The sequence below is a fragment of the Paracoccaceae bacterium genome (assembly GCA_012103375.1).
Lineage (GTDB): Bacteria > Pseudomonadota > Alphaproteobacteria > Rhodobacterales > Rhodobacteraceae > WLWX01.
This window is the reverse complement of the sequence record WLWX01000001.1, coordinates 2,312,848-2,336,921: the sequence shown is the minus strand read 5'-3', so window position 1 is coordinate 2,336,921 and position 24,074 is coordinate 2,312,848. Positions and strand designations below refer to the sequence as shown.

Genomic DNA, 24,074 nt, shown 5'->3' with positions numbered 1-24,074 from the left:
CGTCAGATAACCACCGGGCCTGCCAGCAGGCCAAGGCACGTCACCACGCCCAGAACCGGCACCCAGATCGGCGCGACGAAGACGCCCTCTGGCGCCGGATCGCCACGCAGTTTGATCCGCACCAGCGACAGGTTCACCAGAACAAACACGACAAGGATGATCTGCGTCGTGGTCTCGGCCAGCCGTTCGATAGGCAGAAACAACGCCAGCACCAGCACCGACACGATCACGGTCGAAATCAAAGGCGTGTGCGTCACCGGATTCACCCGCGCAAACACACCCGGGATCCGCCCCGCATTGCCCAACCCATAGAGGACCCGGGACGCCATGATGATCTGTATCACGACACCGTTCAGCGTCGCGGCGATGGCGATCAGGGTTATGGCCAGCGGCGACAGTCCGGTCAGCCGTTCAAACAACACGCTTATTGGTGCGTCTGTGCCGGTCAATTGCTCGTGCGGCACGGTCAGCACCGCGACCGAGACGACCAGGAAATAAATCAGCGTGGCCGCCAGCAGTGTCCAGATAATCGCCCGCGGCATGTCCCTTTTGGGTGACTTGGTTTCCTCGACCAGATTGACCACATCATCAAAGCCGATGAAGGCAAAAAAAGCGATCAGGCTGGTGGTGAAAACAGCGCTCAGCGCCACGGTGTCGGACAACGGCGGCAAAACCTCTGGCAGGCGCAGAACAATGTCCGGGTGCGTCCATAATCCGGCAATGACGATGATCATAAGGCCGACAATTTCAAGCACCGTGAAGATCGCGGCGAAGGTGACGGATTCCAACACTCCCCAGGCCGCGACTGTGCCCATGATCACCACGATGCCAGCGACAACCCACGGCTTTGGCAGGTCGATGATCGACACGACATACCCCGCCCCACCCAACGTAATCGCCGCCGCGGCGACGATGGCCGACAGAATGATGAAGCCGCCGGTCGCGCGGGTCAGCCAGGGCCAGGCAAAACCGGCATCGACATAGATCGCCTCGCCCGCGCTTTTGGGAAACCGTCCGGTCAGTTCGGCAAAACTGCCCGCGGTGAAGCCCATGACGATGGCCGCCAGCAGGAATGAACTGGGCGCAAAGCTTCCGGCCTGCGCAACGGCCGAGCCGATCAGCACATAGAGGCCCGCGCCGATGGTCACACCAAGCCCGTAGAGCACCAGCAACGGCAACGAGATTGCGCGGATCAACGCGGGTCGTGGTTCATCCGCTGCCAAAGATGTGCCCGCATCATTCATATTGCGCAGTTGCGGCAGAATGGTGTGGAGGGCATCAGATCAAGCCGATCTTCACGGATCTGCGCGCCGCACTGCGTGCAATACCCGTAGGTGCCCGCTTCGATCCTGGCCAGCGCCGCCGATATCATCTGCAGTTCTTTCTGGCCCGACAGGCCCACCTGTTCGAGGACCTCGTCGTCTTCACGCTCGCTCGCGCGATCTTCCCAGTCTTTGCTGGGCATCTCATCTAGACTGTCGTCGATTTCGTGCAACCGCGCATCCAATTCGGACTGACGTTTCACAAGCTGGCGTTTTCGCGCACTTACATCGGTCATTTGCCAGCAACTCCTTCGATGTGAATCTGACGCCGCCAACATGATCACGGCACGGCCCACAGGTGTTGATCTGCATCAATGATACACCGTTGGCCCGGCCCCTATGATCTGCCCGAGCTGGCCCGGAACGCCTGACCTGTTGCCAGGCGAAACCCACAGGGATGCAGCAAATGCCCGATACACCGCGCCACGAACCCGACAACCCGGCCGGATCACCGGATCTTCAGGCGGAAACGGCCGTTGATCCGGTTTGCGGCATGGACCTGCGGATAGCCCAGGGAACACCTGCATCGACGTTCAGCGATCAGAGCCACTTTTTCTGTTCTGACCGCTGCCAGCAGAAATTTGATCTGGATCCCTGGTTCTACCTGTCTGGCAATTCCGCGCGGGCACAGCCTGTTGCGGCCGCCCTCGCAGTCTATTCCTGCCCGATGCACCCCGACGTCCAGCAAGATACGCCAGGCGCCTGCCCGATCTGCGGCATGGCCCTGGAACCTGCCGAACCGACCGGCGAAACCCCGCACGAATTGGTCGATTTCACCCGTCGTCTTTGGGTTAGCATCGCCGCCGCAATCCCTCTGATGGTCCTGACCATGTCCGGCATGGTTGGCATCCCGCTGCGCGATTGGGTCGGTCATCAGAACGCCGTCTATCTTGAATTCCTGCTGGCGACCCCAATCGTTTTTTGGATTGCGCTGCCGTTTTTCCACCGCGGCTGGTCTTCGATCCTCAATCGCAGCCCCAACATGTGGACGCTGATATCGCTGGGCGTCGGGGCGGCCTATGGATACTCGGTCGTGGCGACATTCCTGCCCGGCGTGTTTCCTGACGCCTACAAGACACACGGTGTTGTGGGGACATATTTTGAATCTGCCGTTGTCATTGTCGCGCTGATCTTCTTTGGGCAGGTGCTGGAGCTAAATGCCCGCGAGCGCACAGGTGACGCAATCCGCGCGCTGCTTGACCTGGCCCCGAAAACCGCCCGCCGGATCCTTCCAGACGGGACGGAATACGACGCACCTCTGGAAAACCTGTTGCCCGGCGACCGCTTGCGGGTGCGCCCGGGTGAAGCTGTTCCGGTGGATGGAATCGTGCGTGAAGGCCACACGTCCATCGACGAAAGCCTGCTGACAGGTGAACTGCTGCCTGTCGAAAAATCGCGCGATGACAGGGTAACCGGCGGGACGATCAACAAGAACGGCACCATCGCGATAGAGGCCCAAAACGTCGGCGCCGACATGGTACTGTCCCAGATTGTCGACATGGTTTCCCAGGCGCGGCGGTCGCGGGCGCCGATTCAGGGGCTGGCCGACAAGGTTTCGGCATTGTTCGTGCCGGCTGTGGTGCTGGTCGCCGTTGCCGCGTTTGTTGGGTGGTTGGTTTGGGGTCCGGATCCGGCGTTTGTCTTCTCGACCGCGGCGGCGGTGTCCGTGCTGATCATTGCTTGTCCATGCGCCCTTGGCCTGGCGACTCCCATCTCGATCACAACCGCTGCCGGACGCGGCGCGCAGATGGGTGTCCTGATCAAGGATGCGGAAGCGCTGGAGCGGATGGCCGCGGTCGATACGCTGATTGTCGACAAAACAGGCACTCTGACCGAGGGCAGACCCGCCCTGACAGACCTGCACGCGGCGGATGGCATGGATGAGCGTGAGGTTCTGGCCCGCGCCGCAGCGCTGGAAAAGCCAAGCGAGCACCCACTGGCCGAAGCGATCCTGGCCGAGGCGCGCTATCGCAACATCGCCCTGCCCTGCGCAACTGACTTCGAAGCCGTCATCGGCAAAGGCGTGCGCGGCTGCGTTGGCGACACAGAGACCGTCTTGGGCAATGACGCAATGATGCGCGACATTGGGGCAGATACATCAGCCTTTGGGGCGACAGCGGACCAGTTCCGCGCCGAAGGCAAAACGGTGATGTATCTGGCCACTGACGGGGCGATAATCGGGCTGCTTGCTGTCGCCGATCCGATCAAGCGCGACAGCGCTGTCGCGATTTCAGAGTTGCGACGGCAGGGCCTCAACGTGATCATGGCAACCGGTGACAACGAACGCACGGCGTCAGCCGTTGCCCGCAAGCTTGGGATCGCGGACGTCCGCGCCGGGGTTTTGCCCGGCGACAAAAAGAAACTGGTTGATGCCTTGCGTGCCGAAGGACGGGTTGTCGCCATGGCGGGCGATGGCGTGAACGACGCCCCGGCACTGGTTGCGGCGGATGTGGGCATCGCCATGGGTTCCGGGGCCGACGTAGCGATGGAAAGCGCCGGAATCACGCTGTTGAGTGGCGACCTGATGGGAATCCTTCGGGCCCGGAAACTGGCAAAGGCGACCCTGCTCAACATTAAACAGAACCTGTTTTTCGCGTTTGGCTACAACGGAATTGGCGTTCCGATTGCCGCAGGGGTTCTCTATCCGGTCTTTGGCGTGCTGCTGTCACCGATGCTCGCAGCAGCAGCGATGAGCCTGTCATCCGTGTCCGTTATTACCAACGCATTACGTCTGCGCCATCTGAAGCTTTAATTGCGTGCTCAGATCGCGGCGACCTCGCATTGTTCCAGCAAATCGGCTACCGCGCCGGACTCGCACAGCTCGGTTCCGTGGGTCATGACGGCAGCACTCGCCGCCGCGACACCCCAGCGAAGTGCCTGCTCCGGGGCCTCACCCCGGGCCAGCGCCAGCACCAATGCGCCCATGAAACTGTCGCCCGCACCCGTGGTGCTGACAACTGGAACTTTTGCGGCACGGCACAGGTACCGCGCATCCGCCGTCGCCATGACTGACCCATCGGCACCGCAGCCCAGCACCACAACTTCGGCCACGCCGCGTCGGACCAGTTCCGCCGCATAGTCCGCCGTTTCCGCCACACCACTCAGGGTGGTCCCACGCAATTGCTCGGCCTCTTGCTGGTCCATCCGCAACAGATATGGCGGGTCGGTCGGGTGCCCGACCAGGTGACGCAGCGCATCGCCTGACGTATCCAGACACAGGCGATGGCCTTGCGGATGCAGGCGCGTCACACATTGCGCGACAAAATCCGGGGCCAATCCGGGCGGAAAACTACCGCTCAGCACAACGAAACAGGCTGGCCCGAGGTCCGACGCCCGGTCTGCGATTTCTGCCAGGATGCGATCACCCTCGACATCGTCAACCACCGGCCCCGGCAGGATGAAGCGGTATTGCTGGCCGGTGTCGGATTCGGTCACGGCGAAATTCTGACGTGTTTGCTGCGCGATCCGGAAAGGGATTGCGGCGACCCCCTCGGCCGCCATCAGCGAAAGCAATTGCTCACCCATCGCTCCACCGGCAACGACCAGCGCACGGCAGCGCCCGCCCAGCCGCGTGACGACCCGCGCGACGTTGACACCGCCACCACCGGGGTCGGTTTGCGCCGTGTCGCAGCGCAGTTTGACGCCAGGCAGAAGTCGCGGAACCGAGGTCGCGACGTCAACCGCCGGGTTCATGGTCACGGTCAGGATCGCTGCATCGGTTTCGCTGGCCAGCTTCATGACCCGTCATTACAGCCGTGACCCGCTGATCTGTTGAGCCAGATCAATGTGCCAGCCGGTTTCCATGACTACTCTGCGCCCGAAGGGAGCCAGCCGATGAAAACCAATGAAACCCCGATCTATGATCAAAGCCACAACACCACCGGGTGCTGCCCCAAATTCAACCCGGAAGGCTGGGACGATCAGAAACTGCATTTCGAAGACAAAAAGTTCCTGCGCGCCGTAACCAAAAGCGCCATGCACATACCGCTGAACATGAGCCATGTTTTTGGCCGTGTCGCCGAACACATGGAAGACAGCGCGGCGATGACGACTGATGACACGTTCATCCTCAGCCGGGACATGTCGCCGTGGAAAGCCGAGCATTTCTTCGCGGTCAGCAAAGATGTTGAGGGCGAAGAAATGGTCACATTATCGGGCGATTTTATCACCCGCGTCTTCGAAGGCCCCTACCAGAAGGCCAAGGACTGGGAGCGTGAGATGCGCGACGCCGCAAAGGCACAAGGCAAGGAAGCCAAAGAGGTCTACTTCATGTACACGACGTGCCCCAGCTGTTCGAAGGCCTACGGTGAAAACTACCTGGTCGGGGTGGCGCATATCTGACCGATGCGGCGACGTGCACACGTTGACGGGTCGCGCCGCCGACCTGGCAGGGCCTTGTTGACGGGCCGAAGCCACTTCCCTCAGCCGCCGATCTCAGCCCAGCGACACATCCAGAAACAGCATCACCACAAGCCCGATCATCAGGCCCGCCGTCGCACCGTCCTGATGGCCGTGGCGGTGGGTTTCGGGAATGATCTCGTGGCTGATGACATAGATCATTGCCCCGGCCGCCAGCACCAGACCCCAAGGCAGCGCCATCGCCGAGATACCAACCGCCGCTGCACCGATCAGACCGGCAACAGGCTCGATCAGGCCGGTCGCCGCGGCGATCAGAAATGCGGTGGATTTGCTATAGGCTTCACCCCGAAGGGCGACCGCAACGGCCAGTCCTTCGGGCAGGTTCTGCAACCCGATGCCAATGGCCAGTGAAGTTCCGGCGGCCACATCGCCGCCGCTAAAGCCGATCCCGACCGCCAGCCCCTCGGGTGCGTTGTGAATGGTGATCGCGATCACGAACAACCAGATCTTTTGCAACCGTTCGCTTGCCGGACCCTCCTTACCGGACACGAAATGCTGGTGCGGCAGCACCCGGTCGATGGAATAGATCAACGCCGCTCCGATCAGAAGGCCCAGTACGGCGATTGCCGCAGGCATCTAACCAGGACCAAAGAGTGCCTCGGACGCGGCCAGGCTCGGCAGGATCAGCGAAAAGAACGAGGCCGCCAGCATCACGCCGGCAGCAAAGCCCAACAGGACGTCATTCGTGCGGGCCGAAACCGATTGTCCGAACAATATCGGCAGCGCCCCGATGGTCGTCATCAACCCGGCCCCAAGGCTGCCAAGGATCCCCATCATCAGCGGTGTCATGCGCCTGCCCTGCCGGTCATTCCTTGACGTATGGCTGGCCGTCCGCCGCAGGCGCGCGCGCCCGGCCCACCAATCCGGCCACCACGATGATCGTCGCGATATAAGGCGACATCGCCAGGAATTCAGACGGGATCGGCGTGTTCAACAGCGCCAGCTTTTGCTGCAACGAGTCGGCAAAGCCGAACACCAGTGCGGCGGCCAGTGCCCCAACCGGATGCCAGCGCCCAAAGATCATCGCCGCCAGCCCGATATAACCGCGCCCGCCAGTCATGCCTTCGTCAAAGCGCCCGACCGAACCGAGCGTGAACCAGGCCCCGCCAAACCCCGCGACCATGCCCGCAAGTGTCACATTGATATACCGTGTGCGATAGACCTTGATGCCCAGCGTATCGGCGGCACGTGGGTGTTCGCCAACGGCGCGGGCGCGCAGGCCCATGCGGGTGTGAAACAGGTAATAGGTCGCAACACCCACCATGATCAGCGCGCCATAGACGAACAGGTTCTGGTGAAAGAACATCGGCCCGATCACCGGGATATCCCCCAGCAACGGAACCTTATAGGCGCGGAACACCGGCGCATTGTTGAGGTATCGATGCTCGGCAAAGACCTGGGAACTGACATAGCTGGTCAGCCCAAGCACAAACAGGTTAATCACGACACCGGCGATGATCTGATCCACCCGATACGTAACGACCAAGGCCGCCAGGATGAACCCGAACAGCCCGCCAATCGCGACCGCTGCGAACAAGCCGCCAAACCCACCGAGCAATGATCCAACCAGGGCCCCGGTGAATGCCCCGGCCAGCAGCATCCCTTCGATGGCGATAATGACCACCGCGACCCGCTCGGACAGCACACCTGCAAGACCGCCAAGCGCAATCGGCACGGCGCGGACCATGGTCGCCTGCAACATCCCGGTTAGGGAAAATGCCTTGCCCGCCGTCGCCCAGACCAGAAACGCCGCGACCAGGATCGCCAGCCCGACGCCCAGCGAAAGGGATGTCCAGCTTGTGCCGCCGCGCAAGAACTGACGTGCGCCCAGGAACGCCAGAATTGCTGTGGCAGCATAGAGGAATGGCCCGCCCGGAACGACAAGGTTTCCAATCGCAAACCGATCGGTCGGGCGCGATAGTCGGAAGGTCGCATCGCCGGTGGTCTCGGGCAGGAAGACCAGCGCCACCAGAACCGCACAACCCAGCAGAACAATCCCGGTGATCCGGGCCTGCCGCTTTTTGCCGCTGTCGACCCGGACTGGTGCAGTGGTGTCGGCGATTGCAGGCATGGCGGGGGTCCTTCGCGGTTTCGGCGCGCAAAGCCCCACGGGAAGATCGCGCGGACCAGCAGGGGTGCGGCGATAAAGACGATTATCAACGCCTGAATGATCCCGATCAGGTCAATGCTGACACCTGCGTCGACCTGCATCTGTCGCCCGCCAGCCTCCAGCGCGCCAAACAGCAGCCCGGCGAACAGCACGCCGACAGGGTGTGACCGACCCAGCAGCGCCACAGCAATCGCGGTAAAACCGATCCCGGCGGAAAACCCCGGTGTGGCGCGCCCCAGCACACCCAAGACCTGATTGGCGCCTGCAAGGCCCGCCAATGCGCCAGCCGTCGCCATTGCCGCAACGATGATCACGCCCGAGTGGATGCCCGCAAACCGCGCGGCTTCGGCATTGGCGCCGCTGGCACGAAACTCGAACCCGATCTTCGATTTGAACAGGATCCAATAGACGACGGCGACCGCAGCGATGGCCAGAAATATGCCCGCGTGCACCCGCAAATTCACATCAATGAAGGTCAGCAAACGCGGCAATTCCGCCGCCTCGGGCACGGATTTTGAGATTGGGTCGGCGCGCCCCTCTTTCTGCACGAATGGCATCCGCAGCATGAAGTCCAGCAACCTGTACGAGATCAGGTTCAGCATGATGGTCGAGATTACTTCATGCGCACCGGTTACGGCCTTCAGCCACCCCGCGAGCGAGGCGTAGAAAGCGCCCGCCAGAGCACCCGCCAGCAATGACATTGGCAACAGGATCACCGCGGGAAGATCGGAAAAACTGAAGCCGACCACGACCGCGGCCATACCACCCATCAGAACCTGACCCTCGGCCCCGATGTTGAACAGTCCGATGGTGGCCAGTTCGACATTCGTGGCCAGCATTGTCAGCGCACCCAGAACCAAAGCGGCAAAGACCGCGAAAATCGGCACGACGATCAGATCTTCCAATTCACTCCGCCCAAGCAGGCGGCGCTGCATCAGGTCCTGAATGCTGGTGTCGCTCATGCCGCCACCTCGCCTACGGCCCCCTCGGGCATCGCCAACCCGACGGCGGACTTGTCGACCAGCCCGGCATTGGCGTCGAATTCGGCCACGAAACGGCCATTGAACATCACCAGAATGCGGTCGGACAGCGCAAGGATCTCGTCCAGCTCGGACGAGATGATCAGCACGCCGTCGCCGCTGTCGCGCGCCTCGATCAGGCGCTTGTGGATATACTCGATGGACCCGACATCCAGCCCGCGCGTCGGTTGTCCGGCAACAACCAGACGTATTTCGCGCGAGAGTTCGCGTGCGACCACAAGCTTCTGCTGGTTACCGCCTGACAAGTGCCCGGCAGCCTTCTGGACTGAGGGCGTTCGCACATCGAAATCGGCGACAAACTGCGCCGCCTGTCGGTTTACCGCGCTCCAGTTGATCTGGGGGCCACGCGAATAGCGGTCATCGTAATAGGTATCGAGCACCATGTTCTCGGCTACCGTGAACGCGCCGATCAAACCGGCGGTCTGGCGATCTTCCGGGATATGCGCCACGCCCAGGCGATGACGAGCACGGGCCGAGGCACGGGTGATATCCGCGCCCTCAAGCGTGATCGTTCCGCTGGCAACCCGGCGCAACCCGGTCAGCGCCTCGATCAGCGCAGATTGGCCGTTGCCCTGCACCCCGGCGATGCCAACAACCTCGCCCGAGCGGACTTGCAGATCGACACTGTCCACCGCCAGTTCATCATTGTCGCGCAACACCGTCACGCCCCGAACGTCGAGCAACACCTCACCCGGTTCAAATGGCTGCTTGACCACGTCGAAATTGACCGGGCGGCCGACCATCATCTCGGCAAGACCCTTGCGGGTCATTTCCTTCGGCATGCCTTCGCCAGCTATTTTTCCGCCCCGGATCACGCTGATCCGATCCGCGATGTCGAGGATTTCGTTCAGCTTGTGGGTGATGAAAACGATGGCCTTGCCGTCATCGCGCAAGGCATTAACGATGCGAAAGAAATCCTTCACTTCTTGCGGGGTCAGAACGGCCGTGGGTTCGTCCAGGATCAGTATATCGGCGGATCGGAACAAGACCTTGATGATCTCGACCCGCTGTTGCACGCCGACCGGCAGGGTTTCGATTTTCTCGTCAGGATCAACAGCCAGCCCATAGATTTCGCTGATCCGACGGACCTCGGCTCGCGCGCGATCCAGGTCGAGGTGATCCAGACGTCCGGTCGGTTCAACGCCCAACACAACATTCTCGGCGACTGTAAACACCGGGACCAGCATGAAATGCTGATGCACCATCCCGATCCCTGCGCGGATCGCGTCGCCGGGCCCGTCAAAAACGGTCGGAACACCGTCGATCAGAATCTCACCTTCGTCGGCGCCGTACAAACCGCAGAGCACGTTCATCAGCGTCGATTTTCCGGCACCATTCTCGCCCAGCAGGCCCAGAACCTCACCCGCGCGGATGGTCAGATCGACACCTTCGTTGGCGACGACCTGACCGAACCGCTTGGTGATGCCGCGAAGCTGGACTTCCATGATGCGCGCCCTGCCCTGCCGCCTACATGCTGACGTCGACAGAACCGTCGATGATCGCAGCGCGCAGGGCGTCAAGCTCGGCCTTCAACGCGTCAGGAACCACATCTTCCATGTCATGAAACGGGGCCAGATCGACGCCGCCGTTTTCCAATGTGCCGACAATCAGGCCGCCTTCGAACGTGTCGTTCATCGCCGCCTCAATCACCGCCAGAACAGTTGCATCCATCCGCTTGGTGATCGACGTCAGATAGACGTGCTGCTTTTCGGGATCAGTAAAATACAGATCCGCATCCACCCCGATGATCTTTAGCGCATCGGTGCCCAACTCATCGGCAAGGGCTGCGGAACCCAGGCCAACCGGCCCGGCGACCGGCAAAACGATGTCGGCGCCCTCGTCAAACAGGTTCTGTGCAAAAGCACGCCCATCATCGAGGCTGTCGAAGTTGTTGGTGAACAGCCCCTCGCGGTTCTCAACGTCCCAACCCAGGACGCTGACCGATGTGCCTTTCTGGGCATTGTGATGGTTCACGCCGCGCACGAACCCATCCATGAAGATCGTCACGGGCGGGATGTTGATGCCGCCGAACGTGCCGACGATATCAGTCTTGGTCATTCCGGCAGCCAGATAGCCGGCCAGGAACGCCGCCTGATCAGTTGCATACACTTGCCCCAGCACGTTCGGAACCACAGGATCATAGGCGAAGTCGACGATCGAGAATTTCTGGTCCGGATTTGCTTCGGCGGCTTCTTTGGTTGCATCGCCCAGCAGGAACCCGACCGTTATGATGACATCGCAGTCACCACCAACCAGTGAATTCAGGTTGGCTTCATAGTCTGTTTCGGCCTGGGATTCGAGGAACCGACCATTGATCCCCAAGGTGGCCTGGGCATCCTGCACGCCTTTCCAGGCGGTCTGGTTGAAGCTGTTGTCGTCAATGCCGCCGGTATCGGTGACCTGACAGGCGGTAAAGGCTGCGGCCACAGTGGTCGCCGCCATTGTGGTCAGTGCTGCGGCTGCAAGAACTGGCAGGCATTTGGCAAATATCGGCATCGTGTATCCTTTCATTGCGCAGGGGTGAAAGCCTTTCTGGGGTGCAGGCAAAGGCCTGCTGTTCACGGCCCCAGGGGCTGCGTTTTGCGACGTGCTTAGGGTGGCCCGGCAGATGCCCGCCGGACCGCCAGTGCCGGTTCAGACTTCGATGTCGTGCTTGCCGAACAGCCGATAGACCGGACAAAATGAGAAGGCTGCGGTCAGGATCAGGATAACGCCAACAGCCATTGTGCCATAGCTAAGCCACGAGCTTGACCAGACCTGCATGAAGTTGATCAGCGGCGCAGTGATCAGCGCGATGCCCAGCAGCGCCCGGATTGCGCGGTCGATATTTCCAACATTCGGTGACATGATCTCTCTCCTCTCTCAGATGAGATTTTTCAGTGTTTGCGTCCGACGTTCGGAATAGTTTTTTAATTGGAGCTCGCTGCCGCGTTGCCTCAGATCCGCAAGACGTTGCCTGCAAGAGCAATGCAGCAGGGCACGAAAATCGGCCGAACTTTCGACCAGTTGTTCGAATGTGTCCCGCGCTATCGTGGTGGCCTCAATGTCCGTATCGGCAAAGATGCGCGCGGTTTTTGGCGATTGCCCGATCAGGCAGCCATTGGTCAACATGGTCGAAACCTCGGCTTGCGCGCCGTAGTATCGGATCCGCGGGCCGACATGGGCCGCTTCATGGACACGCACGCGCCCTGATCTAAGCAACAACAGCATCGCGCCCTCTGCGCCGAAACCAGTCAATTCCGAATTTGCGCGCGCCCAGATTTGCCCGGCTGTCGCCTCCAGCCTTTGCACGATGCTTGCCGATAACCCATGGATGGCCGGATGACCGCGGCCCCACTGATGACGCTTATCCATGTCGAGCCTTTCCCCTTCGAACCAACGCCAGAATGCACATACAGGGCTGGCAGACCTTGATCCTGATCAAATTTTGAAATCGGCCAATTCGGTCTGGTTGAGGAAAATCAATCCCGCGCCGCGCCGAAAATGGCATCCCGTTGGCGCAAAAAGGGAGCGCGCGTTTGCCCGAAACCGTTTTCAGAACCAAGGGCGTCACAAAGGTCTATGACACTGGCGAGGTGAAGGTCTTTGCCCTGGCCGGGGTCGATCTGTCGCTGTTCAGTGGCGAACTGACGGTGCTTCTGGGTCCATCGGGCAGCGGAAAGTCGACGCTTCTGAACATTCTGGGCGGTCTGGATCACGTGACTGACGGTCAGGTCTGGTTTCGCGATCTGGATTTAACAGATATGTCCGACCGCCAGCTGACCCGCTATCGGCGTGATCATGTCGGTTTCGTTTTTCAGTACTACAACCTGGTACCCAGCCTGACCGCGCGCGAGAATGTCCAGCTTGTCACCGATGTCGCCCCCGACCCGATGCCTGCCGCCGAAGCGTTGGAACTGGTCGGATTGAGCACACGGATGGACCATTTCCCGTCCGAATTGTCGGGCGGGGAACAACAGCGCGGGGCCATTGCCCGCGCCATCGCCAAACGCCCCGAGATCCTTTTGTGCGACGAACCGACCGGCGCGCTGGACAGCACAACAGGCGTCCAGGTGCTTGAGGCGCTGCGCGACATCAACGACCGTTTCGGCACCACAACCGTCGTGATTACCCACAACGCCGAGATTCGCCGGATGGCGCATCGGGTGATCTATTTTCAGGATGGCAAAATCAGCCGAATTGAGGAAAACGACACCCTTCTGGCCCCGTCCGAGATCGTGTGGTGATGGCGATGCAGGCGCTGGATAAGAAACTGTTACGCGATTTCAGGCGTCTTTGGGTGCAGGCCCTGGCGATTGCGCTGGTGCTGGCCTGCGGCGTTGCGATCTTGCTGACCGCCTTTGGCATGTACCGCGCCCTGGACGAAACCCGGCGCGCCTATTACGAGCGTAACCGCTTCGCCGACGTCTTCGTTCAGGCCCGCCGCGTGCCCGACAGCCTGCTGCCCGAGCTGCGCGCGATACCCGGTATCATGTCGCTGGAACCCGGCATCGTCGGCGATGCGATCCTTGATTTGCCTGACCGGGTTGTGACTGCCGTTGGGCACATCATTGCGCTGCCTGATGACAACGCGCACCTGCTGAACGTTCCGATCCTTCAGACGGGCCAGTATCCAGATGCCACCGCCCGTTTCGACGTTCTGGTGAATGAACCCTTCGCGCGCGCCCATGCCTACCGGCCCGGTGACAGCTTTGCGATCAATCTGAACGGCCAGAAACGGCAGTTGCGCATTGTCGGCACGGTGCAATCGCCCGAGTTCATCTATACCATCGGTCCCGGTGCACTGCTGCCCGACAACGCCGGCTATGCGATCATCTGGATGCCGCGACGGGCCGCTGCTGCGGCGTTTGATATGGCCGGGGCGTTCAATTCTCTGTCCGTCAAACTGACAAGCGGCGTACAGCCGCAACCCGTGATCGACGCGATCGACACGCTGCTGGAACCCTACGGCGGGCTGGGCGCGCATGATCGCTCGCAGCACCCGTCTGACGCGTTCCTCAGCGCCGAGATCACCCAGCTGCGCAGCATGGCGTCGATATTGCCGCCGATTTTCTTCGGCATCTCTGCCTTCCTTGTCAGCATGGTCATGGGACGGGTGATCGCGCTGGAACGCAGCGAGATTGGCCTGTTGAAGGCGCTCGGCTATTCCAACGTCGAGGTCTGCCTGCACTACCTGATGCTGGCCGGGTTGATTGCCGTGGTTGGCATTCTCATCGGTTGGGGCACCGGTGCCTGGCTGGCCCGAAATCTGGCACGCCAATTCGCCGAGTTCTACGAATTTCCCTTTCTGATCTACAACATCTCGCCCTGGATCTATGCCATGGCGGGTCTGGCCGCCCTGTTGGCTACCGTGCTGGGGGCAACCCGCGCTGCCCTCGCTGCTGCCCGACTGGCACCGGCCATTGCCATGCAGCCCCCCGCCCCGCCCAACTTCAAACGCTCGGCAATCGACGTGGCGATGGCTTCGGCCCGCCTGTCGCAGCCCACGATCATGATCCTGCGCAGTTTTCTTCGTTGGCCACTGCGCAGTTTGATGACGGCGTTGGGGCTGGCCATGGCGGTCGCGGCAGTCGTGGCATCAACCTTCTTCAATGACGCATTGGACTCCATCGTCGACAACGCGTTCTACGCCTCGAACCGGCAGGACGTGATGCTGCTGTTTGCCCAGGACATGCCGCTTGCCACGCTGGAAGATGTGCGGCGCCTGCCAGGTGCGCTTCAGGTCGAAGGCCAGCAACTCCACTCGGCCGTTCTGCACCACGGATCACACCAAAAGAACGTTGCGATCGAGGCCCGCCTGCCAAACCCCGATCTCAGCCGCGTGGTCGACGCCAAGGGCCGGATCGTAAACGCCCCACCAGGCGGAATTGTCCTGTCCGAGCGGCTGGCAGACCAATTGCGGGTCACCGCTGGCGACGTGATCGAGGCAGAATTCCTGACGGGGCGGCGCGAAACCTTTGCCTTGACGGTCACAGGCACCGTCAATCAATACTTCGGCCTCGGCGCCTATATGGATCTGGAATACCTCAACGCGCTGTTCCGGCAAGCCCCGCGCATCTCGGTTGCGAATGTTGCGCTCGACGAAACCCGCACTGACGCGTTGCATCGCGCCTTGAAAGATATCCCCAAACTGGCCGGGCTGGTGATGCTGTCCGACACCAGACGGTCATTCAACGAGACCATCGAAGAGAACATCGTGATCATGAACACGATATATATCACCATCGCGGTCCTGATCACTGTCGGCGTTGCCTATAACGGCGCGCGGATACAGCTGTCGGAACGCGCGCGGGAACTCGCCAGTCTGCGCATCCTCGGGTTCACACGCGGCGAGGTCTCTTACATCCTGATGGGAGAGACGCTATTGCTGGCCCTTTTGGCACAACCGCTTGGCTGGCTGTTCGGCGCCTGGATATCCAAGGCGATGGCCGATGGCTTCACCAGCGATCTGTATTCCATTCCGCTGGTGCTGAAACCGGCGACATACTCTAACGCAAGCCTGGTTGTGCTGGCCGCAACGGTCGCTTCTGTCCTGATCGTGCGGCGGCGTCTGGACCGGCTGGATCTGGTGGCCGTCATGAAAACAAGGGAGTGATGCCATGTCATTGAAACCACGAACCATTGGTTTGGCCGGGGTTGGCGCAGCGGTTCTGCTTGGGTTGGCCTACACTTCCTTTCAGACCGACCCGGTCCCGGTTGACCTGGCCGAAGTTACCCGGGGCCCGATGCAGGTCACCATCGATGCTGATGGCAAAACCCGCATTCGCGAAATCTTCGAAGTTGCCGCCCCATTCACCGGGACGGCAATGCGGTCGCCGGTGGCGGTCGGCGATCCGGTTGTGGCCGGTGAAACCATTGTTGCCATTGTTGAACCCACCGCGCCGGGCCTGCTGGATACACGAAGCCGCGTGCAAGCCGAAGCCGCCACACATGAGGCGGAAGCGGCCTTGAACGTTGCCCAGACGGAACTGCGCAAAGCAACGGACGATGCGGCCTATGCGCTGAACCAGCACGAACGCACCAAGAAGCTGGTCGAAAGGGCGGTTGCCGCGTTCACACAGTTAGAAGCGACGGCCCTGCAACTGAATGCGGCAGACGCGGGCGTTGCAGCGGCACAGGCGCGGGTGGCGATGGCCGAGGGCACGTTAGAACGCGCGCGCGCAGCGCTGATCGAACCAAATGGCTCTGGCGAGGTCGGGCAAAGCTGTTGCGTCCAGTTGCTGGCCCCGGCCGACGGTCTGGTTCTGTCGATTGCGATGATCAGTGAACGCCCTGTGACGGCCGGTGCAAACCTGCTGCGCATCGGCGACCCGGCCGATCTCGAACTGACCGTTGATCTTCTATCCAGCGACGCGGTGCGCATCGCCCCCAATGCGAACGCCAAAGTCAAACGCTGGGGCGGGAACACCCCGCTTGCGGCCCGGCTGAAGCGGATCGAACCGACCGCACACACAAAAATCTCGGCTTTGGGAATTGAAGAACAGCGCGTTGATGCGGTCTTCGCATTGACAACGCCAGTCGAAGAACGCCCCGGTCTGGGGGCGGGCTTCTCGGTCTTTCTTCGCATAATCGAATGGCAAGCTGATGACGCGCTGCGCCTGCCGGTCAGTGCGCTGTTCAAGAATGATACCGGCTGGGCAGTCTATGTCGCCCAAGACGGCATCGCGGCGATGCGCGCAGTCGAAATCGGCCAGCGCAACAATCAAGTGGCTGAGGTTTTGTCGGGCCTGTCGGTCGGTGAACAGGTCGTTCTGCACCCAAGTGACCGGATGCTGCCCGGCATCGAGATCATTGATCGCCGGGAATTGTGATCAGCCGCTAACCCAAGTGTCAGTTGGTCGGCGTCTTCTGCGCCCGCGCGATCGCATCCTGACCCATCTCGACAAGCTTACCGGTTTCCGCGGTGTATTGGTCGATGGCTGTTTGCAGAAACTCGGCCTGAAGATGGCGCATATCTTCGGGGTCTTTGCTGTGCAGGATCGCATGTTGGGTCTTAACGTCCTCCCTGACCCTTTCCGCCAGAAAGCTCAAAACCTCACTGTTGAAATCACTCAGGAATTCCAGCCAGGCCAGTGGCCCAAGACCCGCCTCTTCAACGCTGGCGATTGTCTGTGACACGGCGTCCGGATCGCGGTCTTCGCCGGTTTGGGATGATGTCTGTTGGTCAGCCATGATTATAGCCCCCTTTTGCGGTTTGGCATGCAAGCATCATCGCCAATTCGTTTTGTGCCTTGATCTGCATCAACCAAAAGGCGGGCCCTGGGACCAAAATCACCTCTGAGCTTTCGGAGGCACCCATGACCCATGGCCATTCCCCTGCCGAGGTCGCGGACCGCCTGTCGGTTCCGCAACGCCCCGGCCATCTGCGCGACATGATCTACGGCGCAATCGACGGGGCCGTCACGACTTTTGCGCTGGTTTCGGGCGTGCAGGGCGCCGGGCTTTCGCCGACAATCATCGTCACGCTTGGTCTGGCCAATGTGCTTGCTGACGGATTTTCCATGGCGGCGGCGAATTATTCAGGCACCAAGGCCGATTCAGATGATCGACGCCGTTTGCGGCAGATCGAAGCGCAGCAGATCGCCGACAACCCCGAAGGAGAATTGGCCGAGCTGCGCCATATTCTGGCCCTCAAAGGGCTGAGCGGTCCGGTGCTGGACGCCGCTGCCACGGCCATTGCCAGGGATCACGACAATTGGATCGACCTGATGCTGGTGGATGAATACGGCCTGCCTCCGGCCAGTCCGCGCCCGCTTCCCGCAGCCCTGGCCACCTTCATCGCATTCCTGCTGGCCGGTCTTGTGCCGCTGGTGCCCTATCTGTTTGAGTTGACGCAGGCATTCCCGATCTCAATCGCGGTCACCGGGTTGGTGTTTTTTGCCATCGGCACCGCAAAAAGCCGCTGGTCGCTGGCGCCTTGGTGGCGCTCGGGACTTGAAACCGCCGGAATCGGAACCATCGCGGCAACCATCGCCTACGCAACAGGTGCCGCCGTTCAATCGTTCGTCGGCTGAGGATCTTTTCAGCTTCAGCCACCGCAGGGCTTTGCACTTTTCATCCCGCACGGCCTTCACTTCGTCCAGCATAGGCGCTGACGCTGCTCTGAATATCTGTCCGGTGGCCTCAACAACCTGCCGACCAGCGCACGGAACGACGCTTGATCGCTCAGTACAGGCCATCCTGCAGGATATGATCGTGGCCCAGATCCTCCAGCCCGCTGGCGATCTGATCGGCAACCCGGGGATGAGACATCAGGTAGTCCGAGGTTGGCCGATCATGGCGTTCTTCGGCCAGGGCCAACGCTTCGGGCCATTCCGCGGCGCTAAAGTCGCCCCGCCCCACCCACATCAGCGCGACCAGCTCGTGGCGTTCATCGACGTCGAGCGCTTCAATCTCATCGCGCAACTCATCCAACAGCAGATCTCCGGGCGTTTCCTGCAATGTCGCGGGAACCTCATCATCGCTTTCGTTGCCGCCCAGGTTCGGCGTAACCTCTGCCTCGCGCCCCATCACGGCCCGCAATTTCTCGATCAGCCGTCGCATGTATTCTGAACTGATGTTCAGCTCAATATCATCGCGCTCCATATCAAGCCTCCGGCCACATTGCGCGGATTTCACCCGGCAGACTCGCCCGCACGTCCGCCACTTCACCGCGCGAGATTTTGGCGTTCAATAATTTGAAAACCGTGGCGATGTCTTCGGCACCACGATAATCCAATACGTCACCCACCTGAGATTCAATTGCCGCTACGAAATCCACCGCATGGCGCTGTTTGACCGGCGTATTCTTTGGCACCCAGCCTTCAAAAAACATCCCCCGGATCAATAACGGCAGCTGTGCTGCGAATTGCGCGGTTTCATCCAGTTTCAGATGATCGCGAATTCCATGCAGCGTCACCCGCAACAAACGCAATGCGTCCCGGTGACTGATCCAGTCCAACCGCTCGATCAGCTCATTTACCCATTCGTGGGTTTGCTGCACGGTGTGGTCGATCACTTCCAATCCCTTGGCAGACATGGCTTTGCCCTTCCTCACTCGTCTTCGATCGGTTTCATATCGACGTCACGGGCCAATCCCGGTTTGCCCAGTATTCGATTGAACAAAACCGTCGTCATACCACCCAGCCCCAGCAGGACGACCGTGTAATTGACCACCCACCCGACAAACGGAATGAAATTGAGAATGGTAATTACGACAATCGCGACGGCCAAAGCGGCCAGTCGGGCGATGTTCGACAGATCCGTCTTTTGCCCAAATACGTGCAATGCCTTTATTGCAATCGCATAAATTCCCAGCAGATACCCCAGCATCCACGCAAGGATGATTGCCAGAATTAGAATAGGCACCAATGGCAATCCTACAATCGTAAGCGCCGTGATCGGCACCAGACCAAACAGCATGGACAAACCGATAATGCCGATCAGAAACGCGCGCCCGGGGCTTTGCGCAATTGGGGCGCGCGTACGCTCAACCAGTTTCGGCGCGAATGACAGAAGGATCGCGCCAATGACAACCATCAAAAGCAACGTGATCAAAAACCCCGAGAAAAGCGAAATGAACGAAGGCAAGATCGGAAATTCGGGCCGTGCCCAGCCGCCGTGAATATCGCTGACCAGATCCAGCTTTTTCAATTGCGTGAATTGGACCCGGTCCGGTGCGGCGACGTCCCCAGGCACGTCAATCTGCGCGTCCGAAGAATATCGTAGCTGTCCCAGGACTTCCGCATCAGGGCCAAATCGAATGGTATCCGCGACCAACCAGGCATCGCCCGCTATGCGCGCGTTCAGGATCACCTCGCCGCCCATCGCGGTCAGCGCCCCTTCGACGGGTCCGTCAATCGTCAGCGTGCCGCCAAATAGCCTGGCATTTCCGCTGGTTACAGCGCCTTCTGCAGTTCGGACCGAGAACCCGCTGACGGTCAGATCTTCGCCCACTGTACCGCGCACAGTCACCGCACCACCTGCTGCGTACAGGTCTGCTCCGGTCGTTGCATCGATATCCACATCGAAGCCGACGACATGCGCATCGCTGCCGGATGTCCCTTTTACGGCAACCGAATTTCCGGCCGCAAAAATATCCCGACTGCCCTGAAATGTCTCATTGATTCCACTGCCTGCGACGTAGTCGTCACCGCCATGGCTATTGGAAACGCTATCGGCGACCGCGGCGGTCGCGGTAAGCCAAAGCGCCACCAAACCGAATAAAACGCATTTGCCCGTCATGTCCCCCTCCTGCGAGTTCACTCGGCACAGAATTATCGCAAGTTGGTCGAAAAATTTTGATGCGGATCAATCACGGTGCAATCGCAACAGCTATTTTCGTGATAAGATCAACCGCGCCGCCCAAACCGGCGCCCTTTCATTCCGGAGGCACAAATGGCACGCAATTCAATTCGCACAACACCAACGACCGAACCGTCGCGGTATTCCATCTTTCAGACACTTCAGAATGAATTCGACAACGTCTTCGATCGCCTTCGCCATCACTCAACCGACGGCGACGAAGCTTATGGCTGGCCGTCGAACATGCCGCTCATGCCTGCGCTGGACGTCGCTGAATCTGACGAGATGGTGGAGATGACGGCCGAAATTCCAGGCGCGAAAGAATCCGATCTGGACGTCTCGGTGACGGGCGGCGTCCTGACGATCAAAGGCGAAAAAAGCAGCGACCGTCGGGAAGACGAAAAAGATTACCACCTGGTCGAACGGCGCTACGGCAGTTTCAGTCGCCGGGTCAACCTTGGCTTTGACCCCGAGGGCGACGCAATCGACGCGAAATTCGCCGACGGCGTTCTGCGAATTAAAATTGGAAAACCCGCAGAAGCGAAATCGACGACTCAGAAAATCGAAATCAAGTCGAAATAGCCGCCCGTGGGTCTGTTTCGATCCGCCGCTCCGGCGACAGACCTTGCGCATCGACATAGGCAATAATCGTCTCGGCGCCCGCGTGAGTGGTGCGACCCGCTGCATAGTTGATGCGCATCACAGAATTGCGCAGATCCACGGCACTGGGTCGCGCACCAGATATCTGGTCGTATTCGTCAGCGGGCGATGAACTGTCTGCCCCGTGCACCTTCAGACGTATGACCTGGTTTGGCCAATGCCGTCACTCATTGAAGTCACGCATTGCCCAACAACCACTTCGTGGATCAAATTGAGGTTGCTGCCTTTGCCTTGCGCGCCAGGGATTTCAGCAACGCCCCGATCAATGCGTTTGAAAGCTTCGGTCCCTTGCCGATGCCGATGAAGGCGTCGTTGTCGCGTGTCGTCGATCTGCGTAGCGTGCAATGCCAGTGGCCATTCCTTTCGTTGGCAATGCCATCCATGCGCAGCGACCAGCCAGGGAATTCATGGTCGATCAGCAAGACCACCGCATCGACGGTTCCCAAAGCATCGGCTTCGATCAATTGCCGATCAACCTGCGGCATGGCGATCTCGACCAGATCAAACGCGCGTCGGGTCAGGGCTGGGTCATACTCGGGCAAGCGTTCGATTTCTTCTGCCAGAGCTTCAAGGTCACTTTTGGTCATTGTCAGCTCTCCGTTCATCGGGTGTCTCGGGTCGTGGTGAAGATCACCCAAGTCACCGCGCAAAAGATGATCCGGATCAATCCGCCGCTGTTTTTCGCCACCTACTCTGCCCTCGTGATGAGGATTTTCGGAGTGGGGCGATGGGAAAGAACGTCTTGTGGTTTGAATCGCTCGGGAAGGGCGATGTTGCGCTGGTCGGCGGCAAAAACGCCTCGTTAGGTGAAATGGTGGCCAATCTGGAGCCCAAGGGCATCAGCGTCCCGGCGGGATTTGCCACCACGGCCGGGGCCTACCGCCAGTTTATTGCCCAGAATGCCCTGTTCGACCGGATCAAAGCGGCGCTGGACGACCACGACACCGGAAACCAGACGCTTCAGGATACAGGTGCACGCATCCGAAAGATGATCATCGGTGCTGCCTGGCCGAAAGAGCTTGAGGATGACATCCGCGCTGCATACGCCGAGTTGGGCCAGCGTATCCGCAGCAAGGCTCCGTCGGTGGCCGTGCGCTCGTCCGCGACAGCCGAAGACCTGCCTGACGCCAGCTTCGCCGGCCAGCAGGAAACCTTTCTGAACGTCGTCGGTGCGGCTGATCTGCTTGCCGCCTGCAAGCGTTGCTATGCCTCACTTTTCACCGACCGGGCCATCACCTATCGCACGCTGCACGGCTTTGACCACCAGAAGGTGGCACTGTCGGTCGGCATCCAACAGATGGTGCGCGCCGATACTGGCGGGTCAGGGGTGATGTTTTCCATCGATACCGAATCCGGCTTTGACAAGGTGGTACTGATCAACGCCGCCTGGGGACTTGGCGAGAACGTCGTACAGGGCGCGGTCAGCCCTGATGAATACATGGTCTACAAGCCCTTCCTCGATGATCCGAACCTGGTGCCGATCATTGAACGAAGCATGGGCGCCAAGAAAATCAAGATGATCTATGGGCGCGGTACGCAGCAAACCAAGAACGTCCCGACATCGAAGTCCGAGCGCGCCGCTTTTGTACTGAGCGAGGATGAGATCCTGGCGCTGGCCCGTCAGGCAAAAACGATCGAGGACCACTACGGTCGGCCCATGGACATGGAATGGGCGCGCGACGGCGACACCGGCAAGCTTTTCATCGTACAGGCCCGTCCGGAAACTGTGCAGTCACGCGCTGACGTGTCGGCCCTGAAATCCTATACGCTGACTTCCACCGGCAAGCGCTTGCTGACCGGGCTCAGCGTTGGCAGTGCAGTGTCCACCGGACAGGTCTGCATGTTGGAATCGCCGCGTGACATCGACCAGTTTATCGATGGATCAGTCTTGGTGACTGCCATCACCGATCCCGACTGGGTTCCGATCATGAAGCGCGCCTCGGCGATCATCACTGACCACGGCGGGCGCACCTCGCATGCTGCAATCGTCAGTCGCGAACTCGGCCTGACGGCCATCGTCGGAACCGGCGATGCAACGCATGTGCTGCATGACCAGCAAGACGTCACCGTTTCCTGCGCTGAGGGTGAAGAAGGCCATGTTTACGCTGGCATCGCCGAGGTCGAGGTTGCAGACATCGACCTCGGCCAGATGCCCGACACGCGCACAGCGATCATGCTCAACATGGCCAATCCGGCAGCGGCGGCGCGGTGGTGGCGACTGCCCGCCGATGGCGTCGGCTTGGCGCGGATGGAGTTCGTGATCGGCAACACAATCCGGGTGCATCCGCTGGCCCTGACGCGTTTCGATCAGTTGACAGACCCGGCCGAGCGTCAACAGATTGATGATCTGACCAAAGGGTACGGCAACCGCGCCGATTACTTCGTCGAGACATTGGCCATGGGCCTGTCGCGGATCGCCGCCGTACAGTTCCCCAAGCCTGTCATCGTCCGGATGAGCGACTTTAAGTCCAACGAGTATGCTGACCTTCTGGGCGGGCGCGCATTCGAACCGGACGAAGAAAACCCGATGATCGGTTTTCGCGGTGCCTCCCGTTATTACTCAGACGCTTACAAGGATGGCTTCGCATTGGAATGCCGCGCCATTCAACGCCTCCGGGGGCGGCTGGGCTTTACCAACGTGGTGGTGATGATCCCCTTCTGCCGCACCGTAGAAGAAGCCGACAATGTGCTGGAGGTCATGGCCGAAAACGGATTGGAGCGGGGCAAAGACGGGCTGGAGGTCTACGTCATGTGCGAAGTGCCCTCGAACGTCATTCTGGCCAAACAATTTGCCGAACGCTTCGACGGGTTTTCGATCGGCTCTAACGATCTGACGCAGCTGACCCTGGGCGTGGACCGGGATTCCGAGCAACTGGCCCAACTGTTTCAGGAACGTGACCCGGCCGTGCAATGGATGATCCGCGAAGTGATCACGCGGGCGCACGCAGCTGGCGCAAAAGTCGGCCTCTGCGGTCAGGCACCAAGCAACGATCCTGAGTTTGCCAAACTGCTGGTCGACTACGGAATTGATTCCATCTCGGTCACTCCCGATGTCTTTGCAGCCGTTAAGGCCAACGTCGCGCGTGCTGAAAAACAGGCATGATGCATCCTCTGTAACCTGTCGTAAGGCTTCATTTTTCCACGCTTTTCTTTGTGTCGCCAAGAAACCGCAAGCGCGACGTCATCTGCGGGTAATGTCGGCCGCACTGTCCCAGTTACCGGGCCAACCTCCCACAAAAT

Annotated in this window: 22 protein-coding genes and 1 pseudogene; 8 read left to right on the top strand and 15 right to left on the bottom strand. The window is 60.3% G+C overall.

Going from position 1 to position 24,074, the window contains the following annotated elements; all coding sequences use genetic code 11:
* Window positions 1-2 precede the first annotated feature (2 nt).
* Window positions 3-1,244 carry an amino acid permease gene (locus GKR99_11885; protein NKB28211.1) on the bottom strand — a complete coding sequence of 414 codons (1,242 nt, stop codon included), beginning with the start codon at window positions 1,242-1,244 and terminating at the stop codon, window positions 3-5.
* Entirely contained in the window at window positions 1,241-1,558 is a 318-nt protein-coding gene (locus GKR99_11880; protein ID NKB28210.1) for a TraR/DksA family transcriptional regulator, read from the bottom strand. The genes GKR99_11885 and GKR99_11880 overlap by 4 nt, the downstream gene beginning before the upstream one ends.
* 170 nt (window positions 1,559-1,728) lie before the next feature.
* Here GKR99_11880 and GKR99_11875 point away from each other — a divergent pair, with 170 nt between their 5' ends.
* Window positions 1,729-4,074 carry a heavy metal translocating P-type ATPase gene (locus tag GKR99_11875; GenBank protein ID NKB28209.1) on the top strand — a complete coding sequence of 782 codons (2,346 nt, stop codon included), beginning with the start codon at window positions 1,729-1,731 and terminating at the stop codon, window positions 4,072-4,074.
* 8 nt (window positions 4,075-4,082) lie between these two features.
* Here GKR99_11875 and GKR99_11870 read toward each other — a convergent pair whose 3' ends face one another.
* Window positions 4,083-5,060: a hexose kinase gene (locus GKR99_11870; GenBank protein ID NKB28208.1), complete on the bottom strand. Its 978-nt coding sequence runs from the start codon at window positions 5,058-5,060 to the stop codon at window positions 4,083-4,085.
* 96 nt (window positions 5,061-5,156) lie between these two features.
* On the opposite strand from GKR99_11870, the gene GKR99_11865 reads away from it, so the two are divergent.
* On the top strand, window positions 5,157-5,663 hold the full coding sequence (locus GKR99_11865) for a hypothetical protein (GenBank protein NKB28207.1): 507 nt from the start codon (window positions 5,157-5,159) through the stop codon (window positions 5,661-5,663).
* Between the two features lie 93 nt (window positions 5,664-5,756).
* Here the strand turns inward: GKR99_11865 and GKR99_11860 are convergent.
* From GKR99_11860 to GKR99_11830, 7 genes and pseudogenes are all read right to left on the bottom strand, one after another.
* Window positions 5,757-6,482 (bottom strand): annotated as a pseudogene (locus GKR99_11860) (ZIP family metal transporter).
* A gap of 64 nt (window positions 6,483-6,546) precedes the next feature.
* Complete coding sequence (locus GKR99_11855; protein ID NKB28206.1) at window positions 6,547-7,812, bottom strand: ABC transporter permease; 1,266 nt, start codon at window positions 7,810-7,812, stop codon at window positions 6,547-6,549.
* Window positions 7,449-8,813, bottom strand: a complete 1,365-nt coding sequence (locus GKR99_11850) for a hypothetical protein (GenBank protein ID NKB28205.1) — start codon at window positions 8,811-8,813, stop codon at window positions 7,449-7,451. The genes GKR99_11855 and GKR99_11850 overlap by 364 nt, the downstream gene beginning before the upstream one ends.
* Window positions 8,810-10,336, bottom strand: a complete 1,527-nt coding sequence (locus tag GKR99_11845; GenBank protein NKB28204.1) for an ATP-binding cassette domain-containing protein — start codon at window positions 10,334-10,336, stop codon at window positions 8,810-8,812. The genes GKR99_11850 and GKR99_11845 overlap by 4 nt, the downstream gene beginning before the upstream one ends.
* Before the next feature lie 22 nt (window positions 10,337-10,358).
* The gene (locus GKR99_11840; GenBank protein ID NKB28203.1) at window positions 10,359-11,387 is read right to left on the bottom strand and encodes a BMP family ABC transporter substrate-binding protein; all 1,029 of its coding nucleotides are present in this window, start codon (window positions 11,385-11,387) and stop codon (window positions 10,359-10,361) included.
* A 138-nt stretch (window positions 11,388-11,525) separates the two neighbouring features.
* Entirely contained in the window at window positions 11,526-11,738 is a 213-nt protein-coding gene (locus GKR99_11835; GenBank protein NKB28202.1) for a DUF2892 domain-containing protein, read from the bottom strand.
* Window positions 11,739-11,753: 15 nt separating this feature from the next.
* The gene (locus tag GKR99_11830; protein NKB28201.1) at window positions 11,754-12,245 is read right to left on the bottom strand and encodes a hypothetical protein; all 492 of its coding nucleotides are present in this window, start codon (window positions 12,243-12,245) and stop codon (window positions 11,754-11,756) included.
* Window positions 12,246-12,409: 164 nt separating this feature from the next.
* Between GKR99_11830 and GKR99_11825 the strand changes: the two genes are divergently transcribed.
* Genes GKR99_11825 through GKR99_11815 form a run of 3 tightly spaced genes read left to right on the top strand, consistent with a single transcriptional unit; the run spans window position 12,410 to window position 16,702 of the window.
* Window positions 12,410-13,117, top strand: a complete 708-nt coding sequence (locus GKR99_11825) for an ATP-binding cassette domain-containing protein (protein NKB28200.1) — start codon at window positions 12,410-12,412, stop codon at window positions 13,115-13,117.
* 5 nt (window positions 13,118-13,122) lie between these two features.
* Window positions 13,123-15,486 carry an FtsX-like permease family protein gene (locus tag GKR99_11820; GenBank protein ID NKB28199.1) on the top strand — a complete coding sequence of 788 codons (2,364 nt, stop codon included), beginning with the start codon at window positions 13,123-13,125 and terminating at the stop codon, window positions 15,484-15,486.
* 4 nt (window positions 15,487-15,490) lie between these two features.
* Entirely contained in the window at window positions 15,491-16,702 is a 1,212-nt protein-coding gene (locus GKR99_11815) for an HlyD family efflux transporter periplasmic adaptor subunit (GenBank protein NKB28198.1), read from the top strand.
* Window positions 16,703-16,721: 19 nt separating this feature from the next.
* Here GKR99_11815 and GKR99_11810 read toward each other — a convergent pair whose 3' ends face one another.
* A complete protein-coding gene (locus GKR99_11810) occupies window positions 16,722-17,063 on the bottom strand; it encodes a hypothetical protein (GenBank protein ID NKB28197.1) in 342 nt (113 codons plus the stop codon).
* Window positions 17,064-17,188: 125 nt separating this feature from the next.
* Between GKR99_11810 and GKR99_11805 the strand changes: the two genes are divergently transcribed.
* Window positions 17,189-17,905, top strand: a complete 717-nt coding sequence (locus GKR99_11805) for a hypothetical protein (GenBank protein ID NKB28196.1) — start codon at window positions 17,189-17,191, stop codon at window positions 17,903-17,905.
* A 151-nt stretch (window positions 17,906-18,056) separates the two neighbouring features.
* On the opposite strand, the gene GKR99_11800 is transcribed toward GKR99_11805, so the two are convergent.
* Genes GKR99_11800 through GKR99_11790 form a run of 3 tightly spaced genes read right to left on the bottom strand, consistent with a single transcriptional unit; the run spans window position 18,057 to window position 20,114 of the window.
* On the bottom strand, window positions 18,057-18,434 hold the full coding sequence (locus GKR99_11800) for a DUF3775 domain-containing protein (GenBank protein NKB28195.1): 378 nt from the start codon (window positions 18,432-18,434) through the stop codon (window positions 18,057-18,059).
* A gap of 43 nt (window positions 18,435-18,477) precedes the next feature.
* On the bottom strand, window positions 18,478-18,909 hold the full coding sequence (locus tag GKR99_11795; protein ID NKB28194.1) for a DUF2267 domain-containing protein: 432 nt from the start codon (window positions 18,907-18,909) through the stop codon (window positions 18,478-18,480).
* Window positions 18,910-18,923: 14 nt separating this feature from the next.
* Complete coding sequence (locus GKR99_11790; protein ID NKB28193.1) at window positions 18,924-20,114, bottom strand: hypothetical protein; 1,191 nt, start codon at window positions 20,112-20,114, stop codon at window positions 18,924-18,926.
* A gap of 153 nt (window positions 20,115-20,267) precedes the next feature.
* On the opposite strand from GKR99_11790, the gene GKR99_11785 reads away from it, so the two are divergent.
* The gene (locus GKR99_11785) at window positions 20,268-20,756 is read left to right on the top strand and encodes an Hsp20 family protein (GenBank protein NKB28192.1); all 489 of its coding nucleotides are present in this window, start codon (window positions 20,268-20,270) and stop codon (window positions 20,754-20,756) included.
* Window positions 20,757-21,040: 284 nt separating this feature from the next.
* Here GKR99_11785 and GKR99_11780 read toward each other — a convergent pair whose 3' ends face one another.
* Window positions 21,041-21,421 carry a hypothetical protein gene (locus GKR99_11780; GenBank protein ID NKB28191.1) on the bottom strand — a complete coding sequence of 127 codons (381 nt, stop codon included), beginning with the start codon at window positions 21,419-21,421 and terminating at the stop codon, window positions 21,041-21,043.
* A gap of 140 nt (window positions 21,422-21,561) precedes the next feature.
* Between GKR99_11780 and ppsA the strand changes: the two genes are divergently transcribed.
* A complete protein-coding gene (gene ppsA / locus GKR99_11775) occupies window positions 21,562-23,937 on the top strand; it encodes a phosphoenolpyruvate synthase (GenBank protein ID NKB28190.1) in 2,376 nt (791 codons plus the stop codon).
* Window positions 23,938-24,074: the final 137 nt, after the last annotated feature.